The sequence below is a fragment of the Nibrella viscosa genome (genome assembly GCF_039541875.1).
Classification (GTDB): domain Bacteria; phylum Bacteroidota; class Bacteroidia; order Cytophagales; family Spirosomataceae; genus Nibrella; species Nibrella viscosa.
In genome coordinates, this window is the sequence record NZ_BAABHB010000003.1 from 652,686 (window position 1) to 671,979 (window position 19,294).

The following is a 19,294-nucleotide window of genomic DNA, read 5'->3' on the forward strand; positions in this document are numbered from 1 at the left end:
TATACTTAACTAAGTAATGTCTTTTTCAGTTTAGGAGAGCTTGCGGTCTCCGCTGATTATCTGATACAAATTTCGCACTTCATTCTTAAAACCAGGTTAACGATGAGTTAAAATTGACTTAATTTCCCTTTGCCGTGTCGGGCTGCCAATTGTCACATACTATACCCCTAAAATAGGGATATACCTGAATCTGACAGTAAAAGTAATAAATAAAATTGAAAAAATGAAATATATGAAGGTTTGCCAACCAGGAAAACTTGCAGGAACTACTTAGGTGAGCTGTTGGGATTATCAATATAGATTTGCCTGTTAATTGGCTGCCCATTCTGATATCCAAATCCCCTATAATCAGGCTTGCGCAAAATAAGCCAGCCCCATCATGGTAACCAGGGCCAGAAGCCGGTAAAAGGTGCCATAAACGGGCTGGGTAGTACGGTGGTATCTCATTGTCTGCATGTAGTGAAAAATGAACACCACAAAGCTGATACAGAATGATTAAAGTGCCTTTAAACAGCTGTTAAATGCTTATTAAAAAACCCTGACTTTTCTGGTCAGGGTTTTTTAATAACGTTGAGTAAATCACTCGATTGTTGCCAGATCTTTAGTCAACTCGGATCGAATCTCTGGTAGAATCAATGCCGGAATGTGCACTGTCGGCCATGTGTTCTACCGATTGATTATACTGATTCTTGGCAGAATCCACATTGCTATTACCATTTTGCAGGTTCTTGTTGGCAAAATCATTTACCTTTGATTTGGCCTGCTCATAGCCTTGTTTCACCTGCTCTACGCTTTTGCTCCATTGGTCCTGGAGATCCTTTGAACGCTTGTCAGCTTCTTCAGTCAGTTTCTTCCGAGTTTCTTTACCACTGCGGGGAGCGGTCAGAATACCTACGGCAACGCCTGTTAATAAACCAGTCAGAAAATCTCTTGTGCTTCGCATACTATTGAGTTATTTAGAGTTCAACATAGATTAGTTCTTTTTAAGCCCGGGGCTCAGATCCTCCCGTATCACCTTTAAAGCGCGACGAGTTGGCGTCCATCATCTCTTTATACTGATCTTTTATATTATCCAGACCTGTCTGTAACTGATCCTGCAGGTCTTTGAAAAAATTATCAGCATCCGTTGATAGCCGTTCACGGGTTTCGCGGCCGCTACGAGGGGCTAAGAGTAAGCCCACCACAGCACCGGTAACTAACCCTACCAAGAGTCCGGGTAACGATCTCATCCTGTTGATTGTTTAGTGTGAATTTGTTACATTAACTAGTTAGAAAATTTCGTACCAAGCCAATTTTTTTGTCCCAATTTGCGCTTAATTAATTAATATTCAGCTTCTTATTCAAGAACCGCTGGTTATATTTTCATTTACTAAGACAATTGATGAGGAAAATTTTCTACATTCGGGAAAATCCATTCCTCACATTGGGCAACGAGTAGTTGCACTCACTTAGTTTAGCTGGGTTCATCCTATATAATATAACTGCCGGCTCTCCTAAATTGTTAACCAAAATATATGTACCACGGTTATTGTCGGTAATCCGGCAGTTAACGTATACCCCCAAAGTTCACGGCATCCTATGAAATGGATTGAGCTAACCTTTCTTGGCTATAGTATTCTTATAGTCCTGGCTTCTTTTATTAATTTGTTACGGATCGACTATTGGTGGATTCGGATGTGGGATTTTCCGCATCTCCAACTAACAGCGCTGGCCTTCCTGGGTTTGTGTGGCTGGCTTATCTGGGTCCATCATTACAATTGGCCAAACTATCTGGTGCCTATCTTCCTGGGGGCAGCTATGGTGTATCAGGCCTGGATGATTGTGCCCTATACCCGTGTGCATCAGGTGCAGGTGCCGCCGGTACAAGTGTCAGATAGCGGGCAGGCAGGCCATGACTTGGCGGAAATAAGTCTGCTTATTGCCAATATATTGATGGAAAACAACCGGTATGGGGATATTTTACAATTGGCACAACAGCAGAATCCGGATATTATTCTGATTCTTGAGGCAAATGAAGGCTGGTGCCAAGCGCTTAAGCCGCTGGAACCTCATTATCCACACCGACTTCTGCATCCTATGGATAATACGTACGGTATGCTTCTGTACTCGAAGTTGCCAGTCCAAAATCCAAAGCTTCGATTCCTGATCGAAAACCATGTGCCGTCAATTCATGCTCAACTAATCCTAAAAAACGGGCAGTCTATTCATTTCTTCGGCGTTCATCCAGAGCCACCAAGTCCAACAGAACATTATCGGTCGACGGAGCGGGATGCGGAGCTGGTCATGGTCGGCCGCGAAGCGCGTCGCCTGAAAGATCCGGTTATTGTGGCCGGAGACCTGAATGATGTGGCCTGGTCGCACACTACCCGATTGTTTCAACGAATCAGCGGGCTGCTTGATCCACGCGTAGGCCGGGGTTTGTTCAATACCTATCATGCGCAGTACTTTTTCGTACGTTGGCCGCTCGATCACATCTTTGTCTCGAAGCACTTTCGGCTGGTTCATATTGAACGGATGCCGGCCTGTGGGTCCGATCATTTTCCAATGTTTGTTACCTTACAGCTTAATGCTGCAGCTAATACCCCAACCGACCTGCCCAAGCCGGATGAAGACGATCTTGAAGAAGCGGCTGAGAAGGTGGATAAAGCAAAAGAAGACTAATAGCCAACAAAAAAATCCCTGCACTCAATAATGGTGCAGGGATTCCGTACCCACCGTAACTTGTACTTAACCTAAAATGAAACCACCTAAACCTAAACGTACCACTCTATTAGGAGTTCTGTTTATGGATACAGCAAATAAAGGAAATTAGTTGCTGATTCATATCTTAATTTTAGTAAACGGCTGCTCACACGCCCCGGCCTTGAATTAAACGCAGCACAACAGCGATGATGGCAATTACCAGCAGCACATGAATGATATTACCCAATCCGAAGCTGTTGAAACCCAGAAGGCCTACCAGCCAGATGATAATCAGGATAACTGCAATTGTGTAAAGTAAATTTCCCATAACGTGCTTTGAGTAAACCAGACGTTTTGTGTCTCTTGCTCGCTTTAGTCTATTGAAAAAGTTGTGCCAAAACAACGGCCACCTGCCAATATGCTGGCTTTTGAGCGCTTTATATTTGTAAATGAGGTAAATATAGTCCTAAGAGTATGGCTGATCAGGGCTATCTGATGGAGCCAACGGCCGTCTTATTGTGGAATTTCATCTACAGATGTAGAATAATGTGTAGAAAATCAACTCAGTTCGCTTACCGTCAGTGTCCTGAACCGTTGTATAAAAAAAATATTAAATTCTGTAAGTACCTTATTTTTCGCGTTTTAGACTTATTTGCGCCTGCTGATGATGCCTCACTCCGGAGTTAGGCATCATATTTTATAGCAATTCAGATAAGAAAAATGATACGTACTAATGACTGGGGCAAGGACGTTGGGCGTCGGCGCAAATTCACAGCAAAGACCGGCCGTAATGACGAATATAAATACAAATAAGCGAGTGCTGATCGTTGATGACGAAGCAGACATCTGTTTGCTGCTGTCCGGGTTGCTTCGTCGGCTAGGCTATCAGCCAACTTGTGCGCATTTCCTCGAAGAAGGAAAAAAATGTATCAATAAACAACAATTTGATGCGGTCTTTCTGGACCTGAACCTTCCCGATGGTTTAGGGTTCGACCTGCTTCCGGTGATCAAACAGGAAGGCGCGCCTACTAAAGTTGTTATGATCAGTGCGTTTGATGGGATGGCTGAACGCAAACGAGCATCGGAACAGGGAGCTGATTACTTCATGGGGAAGCCTTTCTCCCGTCGAACGGTTGAACAGGCCCTACAGTTTATAAAACTTTAATGTGTATATTTGTTTAGAAGAGCCTGTTCTGATAGGCTCTTTATGTTGTTTGATAACAGACCAGTTTGAGTGTAAGTAGGATCATTCACCCACTGCTAAGCTCAGGGCCTGTGTAAGACCGGGATTTTCCGAACAGGCATTCGTATATGGAAAAAATATTGATTGTAGACGACAATAACGATATTTGCCTGCTCCTCGAACGTTTTCTTAGCAAGCAGGGATACAAGACGGCTTCTGCGCAAAGGGGCGAAGACGGGCTGTCGTTGTTGCGCAAAGACGCCTATGAATTAGTTATCTGCGATTTTAAGCTGCCCGACATCGATGGACTGGAGATGCTCCGCCGGATAAAGGTACTGGACCCTACCACAGCCGTGATTATCATCACTGGCTATTCTGATGTTAGGGTGGCGGTTCAGGCGGTGAAACATGGTGCGTTCGATTATGTAACCAAGCCGCTTTATCCGGACGAAATTCTGTACACAATTAAGAGCGCGCTTGACCGGCGCAGCCAGCAGTTGACCCAGCCCGTATCGGATGAGGATGAGACACCAGCCCCGGCTAAAGCAACCAGGGCGGCTAAATCAGCACCGGCACCCAACGGCAAGCGGTTTATTTATGGTAAAAGCCGGGTGGCGGAGCAGCTTCAGAAACACATAGACCTGATTGCGCCGACGAATATGTCGGTGATTATTACCGGCGAGACCGGAACCGGAAAGGAATTTGTCGCCAATGCTATCCACCTGAAAAGTAAACGTGCCGAGAAACCATTTGTAGCCATCGATTGCGGAGCGTTGTCGAAAGAATTGGCCGGCAGCGAATTATTCGGGCACGTTAAAGGCTCCTTTACCGGTGCAATGGCCGATAAAGTGGGTAGTTTTGAAGTGGCAAATGGGGGTACGCTATTTCTGGACGAAATTGGGAATCTGTCCTATGAGAACCAGATCAAGCTGTTGCGGGTGCTGCAGGAGCGAAAAATCAGGCGTATCGGTAGTAACCAGGATATTTCAGTTGATGTGCGCATAATCTGCGCCACCAATGAAGATCTGCGCGATGCGGTGCGTCAGGGGCGCTTCCGTGAAGATATTTTTCACCGGATTGATGAGTTTCGGATCGAACTGGCTCCGCTGCGCGAACGCCGGAGCGATATTATGATTTTTGCGGAGCATTTTCTGGACCTGGCCAACCAGCAACTGGAGAAGGAGGTGCGGGGTTTTGACGATGAGGTTAAGGAGAAACTAAAAGAATATTACTGGCACGGTAACCTCCGCGAATTGCAAAACGTAATAAAGCGGGCGGTGCTGCTGGCCCAAGAGGACCTGGTTACGGTAGATTGTCTGCCGCCGGAGATTGTTAATCCAACCTATCTGACTGCCGAAGATACAGGTCAGGTGGCGGCTGTTGCCGGCGAAGCCTTGCGGCCCGGCGCTCCGCCTATTGTTCAGCAGGCGAGTAACCTGAAATCGGTTTCGGAAAACGCCGAGCGGGCCGCTATTCTGAAAGTGTTGGAAAAAACAGGATATAACAAAACCAAAGCCGCCGAAGTACTGAACATTGACCGCAAAACGCTGTATAACAAATTAAAGGCATACGATATTCATTTATAACCTCTTAATCGGGATTCAGCCCGTACGTACGGAAAAGCCACTGAATTTAATCAGTGGCTTTTCCTGTTATCTAACCTGTGCTTTGCTGTTATCGTATACTGTAACCGATCGATACCATACCCACGGCGTTCCGAGCGTCGCCGAGAAACAGGCGGGCACCTTCAGTATTGGTAATCCGGTTCAGGCCCTGTCCGTAGCGCAGACCCAGGAACGCTTTGCCGAAGTAGATATTTACACCACCGGCGAGGCCCAGATCAAATTTGTTGAAATCATTGGTATTCAGGCGTTGGCTACCAGTCCCAAACGTGCCCTCCGAGTTCATATTGGCGCTGAGCAGGTACGCTCCATACGGACCAGCCTGTAATTCAACGCTCGGACCTACCTTAAATGTAGCCAGAATAGGTAATTCGAGGTAGTTGAGCCGGAAGGTGTTGCGTCCCTGGAAAAAGGCTACATTGTAATTGGCAGATGCGCCTTTGGCCGTATACAGGAGCTCCGGCTGAATGGCAAAGAAATCGCCGGCCGGAATCTGAGCGAATACACCAGCGTGGAAACCATAGGCTTCTTTGCGATTATTAACATTCTGCAGATCGAGCGTACTGGCGTTGAAACCGCCTTTGATCCCAGCCCGGACAGCAGTGAACGTTGCCGTTTGGGCCTGTGATGAGCCTGAAGTGAAAACCATACAGCCGGCAGTGGTCAGGCCAGCCAGAATCAATTTAATAACTATTTTTTTCATAGGTAATAAGTTGGATAGATGGAGAAAGGTTAGTCTTCCTCATGGCGAGTTAGTAAAAATCTCATGCCAGAACACCAGCGCTCTAGGTCAAAATGTGTCTAATGGATTGAGAATAAAAGCATTATAAAGAGCTGCCTGCTGTATTTTTATATTAGCTACTAAAAATAATTCTGTTTATTATGCGTAAACCTTTCTACAGTTTGAGTAAAGAATTGTTCACCCGCGAGGCTTACTGTAAACAGGCCAACAGCATGAACAGGGGCATACTTTATTCGGCGTACAGGATAGAATTTTTGAAAGAGATGTCCTTCGTAATGGTTAGATAGATATATTTGACTGGAAGCCTTGACACCTCTCTCCGACAATCCAGCTGTAATCTGAGGAAGGCTAACCTACAGGCTACCACTTTTACTATATTAATCGTAATTTTGGACAGGAAACAGGAGAATAACCCGTCAGAAGGAGTAATATAATGACCTAAGATTCGGGTGGCCGTTCTGGAAAACTAAATGTCCTTCATATTCCGTAAGCTAGCTAAAATGACAATATTAATCGCCGACGACGACGCAGATGATCGTATGTTTCTGGAGCAGGCGTTACGCTCTATCGGGTATTCGCACGATATACAATTTGTGGAAGATGGAGAACAGTTGATGGACTATCTTAAACAGCAGGGGATGTATACCGAGGCCAATGCTCCGTGGCCTAACCTAATCATACTTGATTTGAACATGCCCCGCAAGAATGGCTTTCAGGCCCTTGAGGAAATTAAAGCGGATGCCCGGTTGCGCCGGTTGCCCGTTGTGGTGATGACCACCTCCTCGGCCGACGAAGATGTACTGCGTACGTATAATCTGGGAGTTAACTCCTACATCACCAAACCCTTCAATTTTAACCGCCTGATTGAAATGATGGGGGCACTGAAGACGTACTGGATTGATACTGTCAAATTACCTGAATAGATCAGCGCGATGAATGTTAAAGTAAAACCACTCGACGTTAACGATAAACAAAACACCATAAAAGTGTTGCTGGTGGAAGATGACGAGGATGATTATGTGCTGACCAGAACCTTAGTCTCTACCAAAGAAAACGCCAATATCCGGCTCGACTGGGTGGATAACTACCCGGCTGCAGTAGACGCCGTCTGCCAGAATAATTACGATGTGTACCTGGTCGACTACCGATTGGGTGAGAATACCGGGATTGACCTGATTCAGGAGGCTACCCGGGCCGGCTGCCATGCTCCTATGATTTTGCTGACTGGGCAGGACGACCTTTCTGTCGACCTGTCGGCGCTTGAAAAAGGAGCTGCCGATTATCTGGTGAAAGGCCGGATAGACGCTCAACTGCTGGGCCGCAGTATCCGGTATGCCCTGAAACAGGCCGAAGTGTTAAGCGAACTGTCTGAGAAAGAAAATAAGTATCGTTCGCTGTTTGAACGGTCTATTGATGCCATTTTTGTGACCGACAGCCAGTTGCGTTTTCAGGATGCCAATCCGTCAGTGCAACATCTGCTTGGCTACAGTCGCGATGAACTGAAATCACTGAATCCGTTGCGACTGTTTGCTGCCGGCGATGATTTCCGGAAACTGCGGTTTTACGTGCGCGAATACGAGCAGGTGAAAGATTTTGAAACCGTTTTGATTAGTAAAACAGGTCGTAAGCGCGACTGTCTGGTTTCGGTCTGGGCGGTAGAGGACGGCAGCGGTAAACCCGAATGGTACCAGGGTATTGTGCGGGATATTACCGATCAGAAAAAGGCACAGCAGGAGCTGATTATTGCCGAGAAGCTGAGCATGACCGGCAAAATTGCCCGCAGTATTGCCCATGAGGTGCGGAATCCGCTCACAAATCTGAGCCTGGCCCTGGATCAGTTACGCGAGGAGCTGCCGCCCGAGGATGATTACTACACAATGTATACCGACATTATACGCCGGAACGTGGACCGCATTGGGCAGTTGATTACCGAAATGCTCAATTCTTCAAAGCCCAGAGATCTGGACCGCAAGCCGCAGGATGTGAATAAGGTTGTGCAGGAAACGCTTCAGCTCGTATCTGACCGCCTGAAACTAAAGTCTATGCTGTTATCCACTGATTTTGGCACCGAAGACTGTACCGCGCTTATTGACCGGGAGCAGGTAAAGACGGCATTGCTGAATATTTTTATTAACGCCGTAGAAGCGATGGAGCCGGGTAAGGGAATTTTGACGGTGCGCACCCGCTGCACAGACGATGATAAAGTGTGTATCACTATTCTGGATAATGGTAGCGGTATCAGTGAGGAAAACCGGCAGCGATTGTTTGATCCATTCTTTACCGGCAAACAGGGCGGTATGGGACTGGGCTTAACAACTACCCAGAATATTGTAAACAGCCACCGCGGGAGTATTGAGGTAGAAAGTCAGGTTGGGCAGGGCACTACGTTTCGCCTGAATTTCCCCCGCTAGCCTGCCCAAAAGTATAGCCTGCAGAAAAAAAGAACGGGTTACGCCTAAACAGGTGTAACCCGTTCTGGTTTAGCGTATAAGAAAGCCCTCTGCCGCCGGAATATAAAACAGGTGGCAGAGGGCCGACGAAAAATAACTGAATAATATACGTCAGGAGAGATTTAGTACGTAAATTGCTTGGATTTTTCTGGCAAAATAAGACTCAATCGTTATGAAAACGCCTTTGACAAATTTACTATATGTTCTAAGCATAAGCTGCTTTTGCAGCGTTGCGCAAGTGGGTTGCGATTCAGCGGCTCAGCGGGAGGCTTCTGTTGCCAGGCCCAAACAGGAGGCTAAGGCAGCGCTAAAACCGGCTACGAAGGAAATAACACCCGCCGGGAAACGGAAACCGATTGCGGCTCGGCAGGATACCGTTCGGCAGGAGCTTCAGCCGGCAGAGGAATCGTTGGTTAACGTTCAGGAACAACCGGCCGATGAACCTCAGGAATCAGCGATTGGCTGGGATAACGAGCGGGAAGAATTGCGGAAGAACATAAAAGCTGAGATTGAAGCAATTGAAACCAAAATAGACGATATAAAGGGTGAAATCGACGGTGCCGGTCCCGATGTGCGTACGCGCTGCCAGCGGGCCATTAGTGAGCTTCGGTACGAACGGGCGAAACTGAGTACTCAGCTTAAAGTGCTTGGCGTTGCCCGGAAAGATAACTGGGAGAAGGTCAGAAACCGTATCAATAACGCTATTCAGGCTACCGATGAACGGGTCACCCATGTTTCTGAACAGATTGCCCGTTAATGCCTTATAGTAGTAGAAAATAAATACGTTAAAGCCGGCCGGTCTCGCAACCGGCTTTTTTGGTTGCAGACTGTGTAAATTATTACACATCCACTCCATATTTTCCACACCCAACGGCTCTTCTGTTTAGGTGCCGGCCAGGCATTTAGGCCAGGTATGGTTATCTAAAATGTTGATAAATAAACACTTGCTGTATAGTTGATTTTTTTTTCCACAAAAAGCCGGGGCTGGCATAATTATCTCACTGGAAAAAGCAAGACCTGTAAGCAACAACTATATGACGTGGAGTGCAACACATTTTCCGGCTGCGATGCGATCGCTAAATCCCAGCACCCGAGCCAAAGCTATTGAGATAGCCAATGACCTGCTAAATCAGGGTGATATGGATAAGCATGAAGTAATTGCCACCAGCATTGCCGAAGCCCGAAAGTGGGCTCGCCGGGGGTATGCAGATACCGATCGGAACGGAACGTATATGCCACGCAGGTTTTGATTCCATCATCAACTATTGTAAAGAAGACAAGCCATGATTTGGAAGAAAGAGATTTACGAAACCCTGACCAGTTGCGCTACATTATGCGACGAATTTGCGACAGAATGTTCCCGTTCAACCGATATTGAAAATTGGTATCGTTGTATATTCCTGAACCTCGATTGCGCCGACATCTGCCGTCAGGTGGCAATGTTGTACGTGCGTGGCTCGGAAAATACGCGTTTGCTGGCTAAGACCTGCATTGAAGTTTGCGAAAAATGCGCTGAAGAAACGTGTAAGTTCGATTCAGAACGTTGCCGGCAGGTGCATGCTATGTGCCTCCAGACTATCCAGAGTTGCATTGGTATTCTGGGCATGGCGCAGGATCAGGAACTGGAATCGGCAAACCCTAGCGTCACCCCAACCTCGCTGTTTTACGGCATTGACCTGCGGGAAACATTACATAATTAAGCTCGTTGTACGTTTAAAGTTTGAGGTTGCTTCGCCAGATTTACTTCAAAGGGTAAACGTCAAACCTCAAACCAAATAATATTGCCGGAAAATCCGGGAACAGGGTTGTTGGTAGTGAGCGGTTGCGGAAAGTATAGTATGCTGTCTTAAATACCTGCGGAAGCTGTAGAGTGAAATCTGAGCGGAATAGTAACCACCAACAACCCGAATCTCCCGGATTTTCCGGTATTTTTTTCACCCCGGCCCGGATCCCGGCGCTCGGGCAAAACCTATGGAACGTTATGGACGCTAAAGAACAGAAGAATCCGCAGATGGAGAAAGTCAAAGAAATGATCGAGGACATTCGGATCGGGATGCTGACGACTATCGACGAAGACGGTAGTCTGGTCAGCCGGCCAATGGCCTGTATGCAGATTGACGAGAACGGCTCCCTGTGGTTTTTCACCAAAAAAGACTCGCCTAAGACGGATCAGATCGAACACCATGAGCATAAGGTAAACGTGAGTTTTACCGATGTAGGTGATGCCGATTTTGTGTCTATCTCGGGTACGGCAACAGAAATCTACGACCGGGCCAAAATCAATGACCTGTGGTCGCCGGCGGCCAAGCCCTGGTTCCCCGACGGCAAAGATGATCAGAGTCTGATTCTGCTGCGCGTCGACACGAAAATGGCCGAGTATTGGGATTCGACTGCCAGCCGGATGGTTCGCCTGATGGAAATGGCACGGGCTGCGGTAACCGGCGATACGTACAAGGAAGGTGAAAACAAAAAGGTCTATAATTAAGTACTCTCATTGATAGTATCTGGAAGGAGCCCCGCAAGGCTCCTTTTTCTGTGGTCATTGCGTCGCGTTCGCTTAAGCGTGTGTTTTTATTTATTTTTTGACCAGGTACCCCGCCTGGTATGCCGAAGAAAAAGTCCGCTATCGCCGGGTACCTATAAGGGCTAATGGTGGTTTGAGAGTGAGAAAGCGGGGTGTGCAGATTTATTTTTTGAACTATGATTGTTACATCAACAGATACGGGCTGGGAGGTTATTCACCAGCAGGCGCATGGCTTACTGGCGTTTCAGCTGGCTATGCAGTGGCATACTGACAAACGCCCCATACATTGGCACGAAACGCTGGTGGCGCTCACCGAACACGATGATGGTCAGGACCCCTGGGAAGGCCAAAATCATCTCACCACGGCCGGTGCCCCTATGGATTTTCAGATCCTGGAGTATTCTGTAGAGCAGTGCCGCAATATGATCCGGATCGGGCTGGAAAAGAGTCGCTGGAACGCGCTGATGCTGTCTATGCATACCAGTTTTTTATACGAATCGAAACGGGGGCAGGACCCGGAGCTGGATGCCTACCTGGATCAGCAGCGCAAAAACCAGCAGATGTGGCGAAAACAGTGCCAGGCTAGTAAACTGGAGGCCGAATATGCCTATAACTTTTTGCAGTGGTGCGATGCCTTATCGTTGATTCTTTGTCAGGGGCAGGTTCCCCCCGAAGAGCGACGGCTGGAAGTGAGTGCCGGGCCGGATAAGGTGCCGTATTTTATTCAGCAGCGAAAAGATAATACGCTGCTGATTAATCCCTGGCCGTTTCAGGATTCTCAGTTTGCCGTGCATGTGGAGATTCACCAAGTGCAGCAGCTTCGCTTCCGCAACGATCAGGAATTGTTTGATGCCCTGCAGGAAGCGCCGGTAACACAAGGCGAATGGGTGTTCCGGAAATAAGCTGTTTTAAGGATTTTCTATAGGTTTTTTAACCTACCTTTAAAGTAGGCTTTGTGCTTTTAGAGGATATTTGTGCAGGTTTTCTCGCTAAGGTACAGTTGGGTATGAAGAAAAAACATGTTTTGCTGGTTACACTTTTGGCGCTGCTCTCCGTGAATGGGTATTCCGTTAGTCAGCCGGCCGATGCTATTGTAGGTCGCTGGTTTTTTCCGGCCCGTCAATCTTCCATTGAACTTTACCGGTCCGGCGATCGCTATTTTGGCCGGATTACCGAGGTAGGCGGCAACTGGAAAGGAAAATTCAACGGTACTAAAGATCAGTTGGTACTGACCAATCTGACATTCAACGGCCGCGAATGGTCGGGAGGAGAGCTGATTCATCCGCAAACTGGCTCCCGGTACGATGTAGCCCTGAGTATGCAGAACCCGCAGAACGTACTTGTAACCGTTTACAAAGGCGTTCGGCTGTTGCATAAAGAGTATGAACTGGTGCGGGAGAAGTAACTCCGCCACCGTGTAGAGCAGACAATACATATTGGATATAAAATGAAAAAGCGGCCCGTTGCTGAGCCGCTTTTTCTGAACGCAGGTTGTTGTCTATTAAAGTGCCCGCAGCAGCAGGATAGACCGGCCCGGTACCGGTAGCTCCCTGCCACCCGGTATCGGCTTGGTTTTCGGACGGATTGCTCCGGCGGTGGTATCCACCAGCACCTCCCAGGCTTTTTGTTTTTTGCCCAGTTCGGGAAGAAAGAAAGGTACATCGTCCCAGTAGCTGTTCAGAATCCACAGCAGACAGTCGTTGTTGATATCTACGCCATCCGGGTCCAGTTCGGTTACTTTCGAGCCGTCGATGAGCAGGCCCATGCAGCGGGTGCCGGGATCGTTCAGGGTCTTTTCGGTTACCGGCTGCCCATCCGGACGCAGCCACTCGATCTGCCCGTGTTCGTAGAACTTACGGCGGTGAAACAGGGGCATCTCATGCCGGAGCGCTGCTAACTGACAGCTAAAATCGTACAGGGCTTGCCGGTTCTCGTCCCAATTCCAATCCATCCAACTGATTTCATTGTCCTGATTGTAAGCATTATTGTTGCCGTTCTGGGTGCGGCCGCATTCGTCGCCCATCACCAGCATCGGCACCCCCTGGCTCAGGAACAGAGTAGCCAGGAAATTACGCTTCTGGCGTTCGCGGAGTTCAATAATGGCCTTATCGTCGGTCGGGCCTTCGGCACCACAGTTCCAGCTCAGGTTATCGTTGTGGCCGTCGCGGTTGTCTTCGCCGTTTGCTTCGTTATGTTTGTCGTTGTAGCTGACCAGGTCATTCAGCGTAAAGCCGTCGTGGGCCGTAATCAGGTTCACGCTATGCGCCGGCGAGCGGCCATCATTGCCGTACATATCAGGGCTCCCCAGCAGCCGTAAGGCCAGATTTTGCGCTTGTCCTTCGTCGCCTTTCCAGTAAGCCCGCACCGTATCGCGGTATTTGCCGTTCCATTCGGCCCAGCGCACAGGGAAATTACCCACGTGGTACGACTGAATATCCCAGGGTTCGGCAATCAGTTTGACCTCGCACAGAACCGGGTCCTGCGCCACCACATCCAGAAACGACGATAGGCTCTGCGAAATATCCTCACCCCGGATCAGGGCCGCTGCCAGGTCGAAGCGAAAGCCATCAACGTGCATTTCGCTCACCCAATAGCGCAGGCTGTCCATCACCAGTTGGAGCGCCCGTGGGTTGGTCAGATCCAGTGTATTACCGGTGCCGGTATAATCCATGTAAAACTGCATCTGATCGGCCACCTGCCGGTAGTACGATCGGTTGTCGATGCCCTTCAGTGACAGGGTAGGGCCCATATGGTTACCCTCGGCGGTGTGGTTGTACACCACATCCAGAATAACCTCAATGCCGGCCTTGTGCAGCGCTTTCACCATTTCCTTGAACTCGGTTACTTGCCGGCCCATAGTGCCCGAAGCTGAGTAGCCGTTATGGGGAGCGAAGAAGCCGATACTGTTGTAGCCCCAGTAACTTTCGTCGGTAAACTGATGAATAGGCATCAGTTCCACCGCCGTTACGCCCAGCTTCTTCAGGTAGTCGATGCTCTCCGGACTACCCAGTCCCGCGTAGGTGCCCCGCCGTTTTTTGGGAATGGTTGGGTGCTGGTAGGTAAAGCCTTTCACGTGCAACTCGTAAATTACCGAATCATGCATCGGAATGTTTGGTCGCTCGTCGTCTTCCCAGTCAAACTCCGGATCGATTACAATGCTTTTGGGGGCTGTCGGGCCACTGTCTTCCTGGCTGGGGAAGAGAAACCGGTCATCAGAGTCAAGCTGGTAGTCGTAGCCTAATTGCTTATCATCGTGAACTACCAGGGCATGAATAGCGCGGGCATAGGGGTCGAGCAGGAGTTTGTTGGGATTAAAGTAATGCCCCTGCGTGGGCTCATAAGGTCCATCGACCCGGTAACCGTACAGTTGGCCAGGCTTAATGTTTTCGAGGTAAATATGCCAGATATGCTCGGTCTGCTCATCAAGCTGAATGCGAGCTACTTCCTTTTCCGGATGCTTGGGATCGTAGAGGCAAAGAAAGACCGCCGTGGCGTTTTCGCTGAACAGGGCAAAGTTTACACCCTCGCCATCGTAGGTGGCACCCAGCGGATAAGGCCGACCGGGCTTAGACGAATAGTTATAAGCTTCTCGGGGAGAAGTGACATGGTTTATCATAACGCTTAAAACAAAAAAATCTGTGTATCTACGTGTAAACTAACAGCAGACCCACCTGGTTTGCGGGTCTGCTGTTAAATGAGGATCCGGTCTCGATTTATAAGTGAACGCGATCGGGTCGTAGGAACACAAAAAAGCCCTCCACCCAAACGGGAGAGGGCTTTCCGATCCCACCATTCACTACACTACCAAAGCTATTCTGGACATACCCGAGTGGGCAGCCATAATTTGTTCTTTATGCCGCAGCAGCAATTCCCGCGTGCTAGCCATTAATGTGGTATCGTTCAGAATTTCGCTGTAATCAGTAAGCGCTATCTGATCTCCGCGTTTGCATTCTTCTACGGTCGCTTTATCGTCGTTGGGCGTAAACGTAGTTTTGATGTTGATCCAGGCCCGGTGCAGATCACTGGCTAGGCTGGTATCATGGTCGGGCAGGCCTCCCAGGGTTCTTATTTCCCGATCCAGTTCCAGCGCGAACTCACCGCGCTGCCGTGATTGTGCCAGAAACAGGCTTTTCAGTTCGGCATCTTTGGCGTTCTCGGCAGCCTGCTGGTAGCCTTTTTCCGCTTCGTGGTTGCGGGTCATAAGCTGATTCAGCTTGTCGAGGACCTCGCCCCGTGTTTCGTACGTATTCATACCGTTGGTGCGTTAAATGGTTGTAAAACGTTGGATCACTAAGGTTGCGTGGAAAAGAAAAGTAATACACAACGTTTTAGGTAAATCAGAAAGCAGCCGGTCATTGGCTATTGTCAAACCTCACTTCCTCGCTCTTTTCCCAGCCGACCGACTGCTTTCTGTCGGGAAAATATTCCCAATTACATTATTCGATTTTTCCCAAGTCGCCCCGTTTGGCGGCCCGCTTCAATTGCTCGTTAGCAAAGATGGCCACTTCAACGCGACGGTTCTGCTGGCGACCGGCTTCGGTGCCGTTGTCGGCTACCGGCTGCGATTCGCCGTATCCTTTCTCATCAATGCGTGCCCCTGGTACTCCGCGGCTCTGTAAGTACTTGGCCACGGCATCGGCCCGCTGTTTAGACAGGCGAAGGTTATAATCATCAGGACCCGTGGCATCCGCATGACCCTCAATCACAATCTGAGTGTCTTCGTATTTTTGGAGCGTTTTAGCAAATTCGTCTAAATCCCGTTTAGTGGCAGACTTCAGGTCATATTTGTCTACATCGAACAGAATATCGGAACCGAACGTAATCTTAATGCCTTCGCCAACCCGCTCTACCCGGGCGTTTGGTAAATCACGCCGTAACTCCTCGGCCTGCTTGTCCATGTACCGGCCAATCAAGGCACCAGCGGCACCACCAATTGTGGCGCCCAGAATAGCACCAACGGCCGTTGTTCCTTTTCGCTTGCCGATCAGTCCACCCGCTACGGCTCCAGCACCGGCCCCTATTACAGCACCCCGCTGCGTTTTATTCGTATTGTTCTTAACAGACTTACAACTCGTCAGCACTTGTCCCGAAAGAAGGCTGGCTGCCAACACAATCGCTATTGCCTTCGTTCTAGGATGTCTTTGCTTACTCTTCATGTTTCGGTGTTTGTTTCGTGATAAACCAGGTTTCCAAATCTATACCAGATTAGATACTGGTTAGAGCAAAAGGATTAATCAGGTAAAATACGTTTTATTAAGCGTTTGATTATCAACAGTGTAGTTTAGGCAAAGAGAAGGAGCAGTTTTTTTATGGCCCTCTGGCGTGTTACGGCCGCATTGGGCCTGTTGAACGTATATTCCTCAATCCTGTGGAAATGATTCTACAAGTCGAGTTGTTTAGTAGAGAATCCGAAACGTTTTACTGGCGCAGGTTGTTTTCTGTAAAGACTAATGTAGCTACATCAACTTGGTTATTCTTTCGTTTTTATGCACATACATGCTTAAATCATTGTTCTCCCTGGCGCTGGCCTGCGGTTTATCTGGTATGGTGGTAGTAGGATCTGCCGGATGCAAGTCGGAGCAAGTGCAAGACGAGCCGGTTGAAACCCCGGCTCGGTTGAAGCCGGCGCTGGTCGATGCAACCCTGATCGGGCAGTATTCGGCCGATCAACTGCGGAACCGCTTTTCGGGTTCGCAGTTGGCTTTCCGGTTTCTGATCCGGCATGGGATCAAGGCGTACCGGATTGTATACAATACGACCAATACAGATGGCAAGACCATACAGGCATCGGGGGCGCTGCTGGTTCCGGATAGTGCCGGTCTGTATTCAATGATTAGTATGCAGCACGGCACCATCCACAGCAATTATGAAGCTCCATCTAACTACAAGCCGGGCAGCGAAGCGTATACCTTTGGGTCGGTATTTTCGTCGATCGGCTACATCATTGCCGTCCCGGACTACATTGGCTACGGTGCCTCGAAGAACCTGCCGCATCCGTACGAGCACCGGGAGAGTCTGGCTACGGCTTCGTTCGATATGCTGCGAGCCGCTCGTGAGTTTATGGAGGCCAACAGAACGGGCTGGGATAAGCGACTGTTCATTGCCGGTTATTCCGAAGGTGGCTACGCGACTATGTCGCTGCAGAAAAAGCTGGAAGAGGAGTATCCGGATGAGTTCAACCTGATAGCGTCCAGTGCCGGGGCCGGTGCCTACCACAAAACGGCGTTTATGCAGCACTTGGTCAACAACCCCACGCATGGTATTTCGGGCTTCAACCGCAATTACCTGTGGGTGATGCTGACCTACAACCGGCTGTATAGCCCGGAGCGGCCTGTCTTTTATTATGTAAAGCCGCCGTATGCCGCCCGGATCGAGGCCCAGCTGCAGAATGCCGGGATCTCCGTCAGCCTGAACCAAATCTTTACGGAGGAATTCCGGAAGGCGATCAACAACGGCACCGATAAGACTTTTCTGCAGGCGGTGGGCGACAACGATGTGTACGACTGGAAGCCGAAAACGCCGACTCAATTGTACCACGGTGACGCCGACAATATGGTGTTTTACTTCAACTCAAAAGACGCTTACGACGCCATGCGGAAGCGGGGGGCCACCAATATAGAGCTGATTACGCTGCGCGGCCGCAACCACGGTACAGCTATCGTTGATTACATTCTGGGGACGTTCAGCTTCTTTAACTCGGTGGGAAAGGAGGCTTAAACGGCTTTGTTTGTTGATAATAACCAAAAAAAGCCGCCCCGCCATGGGGCGGCTTTTCAGGTACGGGCACAGCTATGTTACTGAATCACTTTCAGAGCGTGAACCCCGCGGGTGACGCTGATGCGGCCAGGTTGTTTGGTCAGCGCGGGTTTGTCGTCTTTGGTGACGCGCCAGAATTCGATACCGCCGGTGCGGGTACCGTAATCGAGGTACTCCGATACGGCTACGGCAATGGCATCGCCGGTCTTGTCAAACTCAACGGCCTGTGGCATGATACCGTCAAAGGGGTATTCGTTAGCCAGCGTCAGCTTACCGTCCTGCCCCAGGGAGTACACCGACAGCGAGCTTTTGCCGGCTTTGCCACTGTTGAACGGCAGGTATGACTGGTTTGAGTTGGCGATGATAATGGTAGCGCCGTCGGGGCTGATGGCCAGCGCTTCGGGGCTTTCGCCGGTAGCAGCCTGCGACACAATTTTGTGCTCACCTGGCTTATCTTCCGTGCTAAACTGGATTACGAAGGCTTCACCGGCACCGGATCCCTGCGCGCTGGCAGCTTTCTTAGAGTCGGTTAGTACGAAGAATTTACCATCGGCGGTGAACTTACCCGTTCCCGGCATGGCACCCACTTTAATTGGTGCACCGTGGGCGATCAGGTACGGCTTTTTGCTGGCATTGTCGATGGCATATTTCATTAATCCAACTTCCTGAGAGCCGGCAATGCTGTAAGCGACAAACTGACCACTTGGGTGAAAGGTCAGGTCGGTAATCTGCCCGCTTTTGGTGGGCGCTTCCGCCGTTAACACGCGGGTGGGTTTGCCGGTATTATCAATTTCAATAATCTTCAACTCTTTTCCGGCATCGGCAGAGGCCACGATTAGGGCGTTGCTCTGCGGAGTGATGGCCAGGGCGGTCAGCGAGCCGCCGGTCGGAAAGCGGAATTTTACCGTTGGTTTGGCCGCATTGCTGATGTCGACGATGTACATGGCATTGCTCGCCGGCAGGTCGTTGATACCGTTTTTCAGGGTAGCCACGCTGTCGGAAACCTGACCACGTCCTTCCAGCACAAAGGCCACGCGGCCATTGTTGGAAACGGCCAGCGGCTTGTCGAGCAGCGTCATTGAGTTGGAAACAACAACCGAGCCCATCTTGTCGGTATTGCGGTCGAGCGGGAACTGAATGGTCGTGAGCGCGTCCCGAACGCCCTTTTCTTTGTACAAATTACCGTCTACAAACGCCGAGGCTGACATGTCGGCATCCGACAAGGCTACAATGCCTCGGGCACTGAACTGAACGGGTCCCTGCTGAGCCAGAGCAGCCCCCGCCATCATAGATAAAGCAATGGCAAAACTTTGTTTTTTCATGTTTTACGGTTGT

General features: G+C 49.3%; 20 protein-coding genes. 12 read left to right on the plus strand and 8 right to left on the minus strand.

Translation table 11 applies throughout. The features are described 5' to 3' along the window. Positions 1–601 precede the first annotated feature (601 nt). Positions 602–943, minus strand: a complete 342-nt coding sequence (locus ABD931_RS11340) for a YtxH domain-containing protein (RefSeq protein ID WP_345267059.1) — start codon at positions 941–943, stop codon at positions 602–604. Positions 944–983: 40 nt separating this feature from the next. Continuing rightward, the gene (locus ABD931_RS11345; RefSeq protein WP_345267061.1) at positions 984–1,229 is read right to left on the minus strand and encodes a YtxH domain-containing protein; all 246 of its coding nucleotides are present in this window, start codon (positions 1,227–1,229) and stop codon (positions 984–986) included. A 349-nt stretch (positions 1,230–1,578) separates the two neighbouring features. Here ABD931_RS11345 and ABD931_RS11350 point away from each other — a divergent pair, with 349 nt between their 5' ends. Further along, complete coding sequence (locus ABD931_RS11350; RefSeq protein ID WP_345267066.1) at positions 1,579–2,661, plus strand: endonuclease/exonuclease/phosphatase family protein; 1,083 nt, start codon at positions 1,579–1,581, stop codon at positions 2,659–2,661. A 187-nt stretch (positions 2,662–2,848) separates the two neighbouring features. On the opposite strand, the gene ABD931_RS11355 is transcribed toward ABD931_RS11350, so the two are convergent. Then, positions 2,849–3,010 (minus strand): lmo0937 family membrane protein, encoded by a 162-nt coding sequence (locus tag ABD931_RS11355; protein ID WP_345267068.1) that lies wholly within the window; start codon positions 3,008–3,010, stop codon positions 2,849–2,851. A gap of 462 nt (positions 3,011–3,472) precedes the next feature. Between ABD931_RS11355 and ABD931_RS11360 the strand changes: the two genes are divergently transcribed. Together ABD931_RS11360 and ABD931_RS11365 are read left to right on the plus strand one after the other, a co-directional pair. Next, a complete protein-coding gene (locus tag ABD931_RS11360; protein ID WP_345267070.1) occupies positions 3,473–3,847 on the plus strand; it encodes a response regulator in 375 nt (124 codons plus the stop codon). A gap of 146 nt (positions 3,848–3,993) precedes the next feature. Beyond that, positions 3,994–5,451 (plus strand): sigma-54-dependent transcriptional regulator, encoded by a 1,458-nt coding sequence (locus ABD931_RS11365; protein WP_345267072.1) that lies wholly within the window; start codon positions 3,994–3,996, stop codon positions 5,449–5,451. An 88-nt stretch (positions 5,452–5,539) separates the two neighbouring features. Here ABD931_RS11365 and ABD931_RS11370 read toward each other — a convergent pair whose 3' ends face one another. Beyond that, entirely contained in the window at positions 5,540–6,190 is a 651-nt protein-coding gene (locus ABD931_RS11370; protein WP_345267074.1) for a porin family protein, read from the minus strand. A gap of 539 nt (positions 6,191–6,729) precedes the next feature. Between ABD931_RS11370 and ABD931_RS11375 the strand changes: the two genes are divergently transcribed. The 8 genes from ABD931_RS11375 to ABD931_RS11410 all read left to right on the plus strand — a co-directional run bounded on the left by ABD931_RS11375 (position 6,730) and on the right by ABD931_RS11410 (position 12,608). Next, positions 6,730–7,152 (plus strand): response regulator, encoded by a 423-nt coding sequence (locus tag ABD931_RS11375; RefSeq protein ID WP_345267076.1) that lies wholly within the window; start codon positions 6,730–6,732, stop codon positions 7,150–7,152. 9 nt (positions 7,153–7,161) lie between these two features. Then, positions 7,162–8,640: a hybrid sensor histidine kinase/response regulator gene (locus tag ABD931_RS11380; protein WP_345267078.1), complete on the plus strand. Its 1,479-nt coding sequence runs from the start codon at positions 7,162–7,164 to the stop codon at positions 8,638–8,640. Positions 8,641–8,917: 277 nt separating this feature from the next. Next, positions 8,918–9,436 (plus strand): sll1863 family stress response protein, encoded by a 519-nt coding sequence (locus tag ABD931_RS11385; protein ID WP_345267080.1) that lies wholly within the window; start codon positions 8,918–8,920, stop codon positions 9,434–9,436. Between the two features lie 277 nt (positions 9,437–9,713). Continuing rightward, complete coding sequence (locus ABD931_RS11390) at positions 9,714–9,929, plus strand: DUF2188 domain-containing protein (RefSeq protein WP_345267082.1); 216 nt, start codon at positions 9,714–9,716, stop codon at positions 9,927–9,929. 33 nt (positions 9,930–9,962) lie between these two features. Beyond that, positions 9,963–10,379: a four-helix bundle copper-binding protein gene (locus ABD931_RS11395; RefSeq protein ID WP_345267084.1), complete on the plus strand. Its 417-nt coding sequence runs from the start codon at positions 9,963–9,965 to the stop codon at positions 10,377–10,379. A gap of 281 nt (positions 10,380–10,660) precedes the next feature. Further along, positions 10,661–11,164, plus strand: coding sequence for a pyridoxamine 5'-phosphate oxidase family protein (locus tag ABD931_RS11400; RefSeq protein WP_345267086.1), 504 nt, complete (start codon positions 10,661–10,663; stop codon positions 11,162–11,164). Between the two features lie 215 nt (positions 11,165–11,379). Further along, positions 11,380–12,105 (plus strand): DUF3891 family protein, encoded by a 726-nt coding sequence (locus tag ABD931_RS11405; RefSeq protein WP_345267088.1) that lies wholly within the window; start codon positions 11,380–11,382, stop codon positions 12,103–12,105. Between the two features lie 104 nt (positions 12,106–12,209). Beyond that, positions 12,210–12,608: a DUF2147 domain-containing protein gene (locus ABD931_RS11410; RefSeq protein WP_345267090.1), complete on the plus strand. Its 399-nt coding sequence runs from the start codon at positions 12,210–12,212 to the stop codon at positions 12,606–12,608. A 96-nt stretch (positions 12,609–12,704) separates the two neighbouring features. On the opposite strand, the gene glgX is transcribed toward ABD931_RS11410, so the two are convergent. From glgX to ABD931_RS11425, 3 genes are all read right to left on the minus strand, one after another. Continuing rightward, positions 12,705–14,819 carry a glycogen debranching protein GlgX gene (gene glgX, locus ABD931_RS11415; RefSeq protein ID WP_345267092.1) on the minus strand — a complete coding sequence of 705 codons (2,115 nt, stop codon included), beginning with the start codon at positions 14,817–14,819 and terminating at the stop codon, positions 12,705–12,707. A 180-nt stretch (positions 14,820–14,999) separates the two neighbouring features. Further along, positions 15,000–15,455 carry a ferritin-like domain-containing protein gene (locus ABD931_RS11420; RefSeq protein WP_345267094.1) on the minus strand — a complete coding sequence of 152 codons (456 nt, stop codon included), beginning with the start codon at positions 15,453–15,455 and terminating at the stop codon, positions 15,000–15,002. Between the two features lie 184 nt (positions 15,456–15,639). Next, positions 15,640–16,359: a YiaD family glycine zipper/OmpA-like lipoprotein gene (locus ABD931_RS11425; RefSeq protein WP_345267096.1), complete on the minus strand. Its 720-nt coding sequence runs from the start codon at positions 16,357–16,359 to the stop codon at positions 15,640–15,642. 340 nt (positions 16,360–16,699) lie between these two features. On the opposite strand from ABD931_RS11425, the gene ABD931_RS11430 reads away from it, so the two are divergent. After that, on the plus strand, positions 16,700–17,920 hold the full coding sequence (locus tag ABD931_RS11430) for an alpha/beta hydrolase family protein (protein ID WP_345267098.1): 1,221 nt from the start codon (positions 16,700–16,702) through the stop codon (positions 17,918–17,920). A 77-nt stretch (positions 17,921–17,997) separates the two neighbouring features. Here ABD931_RS11430 and ABD931_RS11435 read toward each other — a convergent pair whose 3' ends face one another. Then, complete coding sequence (locus ABD931_RS11435) at positions 17,998–19,281, minus strand: beta-propeller fold lactonase family protein (RefSeq protein WP_345267100.1); 1,284 nt, start codon at positions 19,279–19,281, stop codon at positions 17,998–18,000. Positions 19,282–19,294 lie beyond the last annotated feature (13 nt).

What these genes read in the sequence shown, in the direction of transcription:
- ABD931_RS11340 (WP_345267059.1), bottom strand. Translation starts at nt 943, where the DNA reads ATGCGAAGCACAAGAGATTTTCTGACTGGTTTATTAACAGGCGTTGCC.
- ABD931_RS11345 (WP_345267061.1), bottom strand. Translation starts at nt 1,229, where the DNA reads ATGAGATCGTTACCCGGACTCTTGGTAGGGTTAGTTACCGGTGCTGTG.
- ABD931_RS11350 (WP_345267066.1), top strand. Translation starts at nt 1,579, where the DNA reads ATGAAATGGATTGAGCTAACCTTTCTTGGCTATAGTATTCTTATAGTC.
- ABD931_RS11355 (WP_345267068.1), bottom strand. Translation starts at nt 3,010, where the DNA reads ATGGGAAATTTACTTTACACAATTGCAGTTATCCTGATTATCATCTGG.
- ABD931_RS11360 (WP_345267070.1), top strand. Translation starts at nt 3,473, where the DNA reads ATGACGAATATAAATACAAATAAGCGAGTGCTGATCGTTGATGACGAA.
- ABD931_RS11365 (WP_345267072.1), top strand. Translation starts at nt 3,994, where the DNA reads ATGGAAAAAATATTGATTGTAGACGACAATAACGATATTTGCCTGCTC.
- ABD931_RS11370 (WP_345267074.1), bottom strand. Translation starts at nt 6,190, where the DNA reads ATGAAAAAAATAGTTATTAAATTGATTCTGGCTGGCCTGACCACTGCC.
- ABD931_RS11375 (WP_345267076.1), top strand. Translation starts at nt 6,730, where the DNA reads ATGACAATATTAATCGCCGACGACGACGCAGATGATCGTATGTTTCTG.
- ABD931_RS11380 (WP_345267078.1), top strand. Translation starts at nt 7,162, where the DNA reads ATGAATGTTAAAGTAAAACCACTCGACGTTAACGATAAACAAAACACC.
- ABD931_RS11390 (WP_345267082.1), top strand. Translation starts at nt 9,714, where the DNA reads ATGACGTGGAGTGCAACACATTTTCCGGCTGCGATGCGATCGCTAAAT.
- ABD931_RS11395 (WP_345267084.1), top strand. Translation starts at nt 9,963, where the DNA reads ATGATTTGGAAGAAAGAGATTTACGAAACCCTGACCAGTTGCGCTACA.
- ABD931_RS11400 (WP_345267086.1), top strand. Translation starts at nt 10,661, where the DNA reads ATGGACGCTAAAGAACAGAAGAATCCGCAGATGGAGAAAGTCAAAGAA.
- ABD931_RS11405 (WP_345267088.1), top strand. Translation starts at nt 11,380, where the DNA reads ATGATTGTTACATCAACAGATACGGGCTGGGAGGTTATTCACCAGCAG.
- ABD931_RS11410 (WP_345267090.1), top strand. Translation starts at nt 12,210, where the DNA reads ATGAAGAAAAAACATGTTTTGCTGGTTACACTTTTGGCGCTGCTCTCC.
- glgX (WP_345267092.1), bottom strand. Translation starts at nt 14,819, where the DNA reads ATGATAAACCATGTCACTTCTCCCCGAGAAGCTTATAACTATTCGTCT.
- ABD931_RS11420 (WP_345267094.1), bottom strand. Translation starts at nt 15,455, where the DNA reads ATGAATACGTACGAAACACGGGGCGAGGTCCTCGACAAGCTGAATCAG.
- ABD931_RS11425 (WP_345267096.1), bottom strand. Translation starts at nt 16,359, where the DNA reads ATGAAGAGTAAGCAAAGACATCCTAGAACGAAGGCAATAGCGATTGTG.
- ABD931_RS11430 (WP_345267098.1), top strand. Translation starts at nt 16,700, where the DNA reads ATGCTTAAATCATTGTTCTCCCTGGCGCTGGCCTGCGGTTTATCTGGT.
- ABD931_RS11435 (WP_345267100.1), bottom strand. Translation starts at nt 19,281, where the DNA reads ATGAAAAAACAAAGTTTTGCCATTGCTTTATCTATGATGGCGGGGGCT.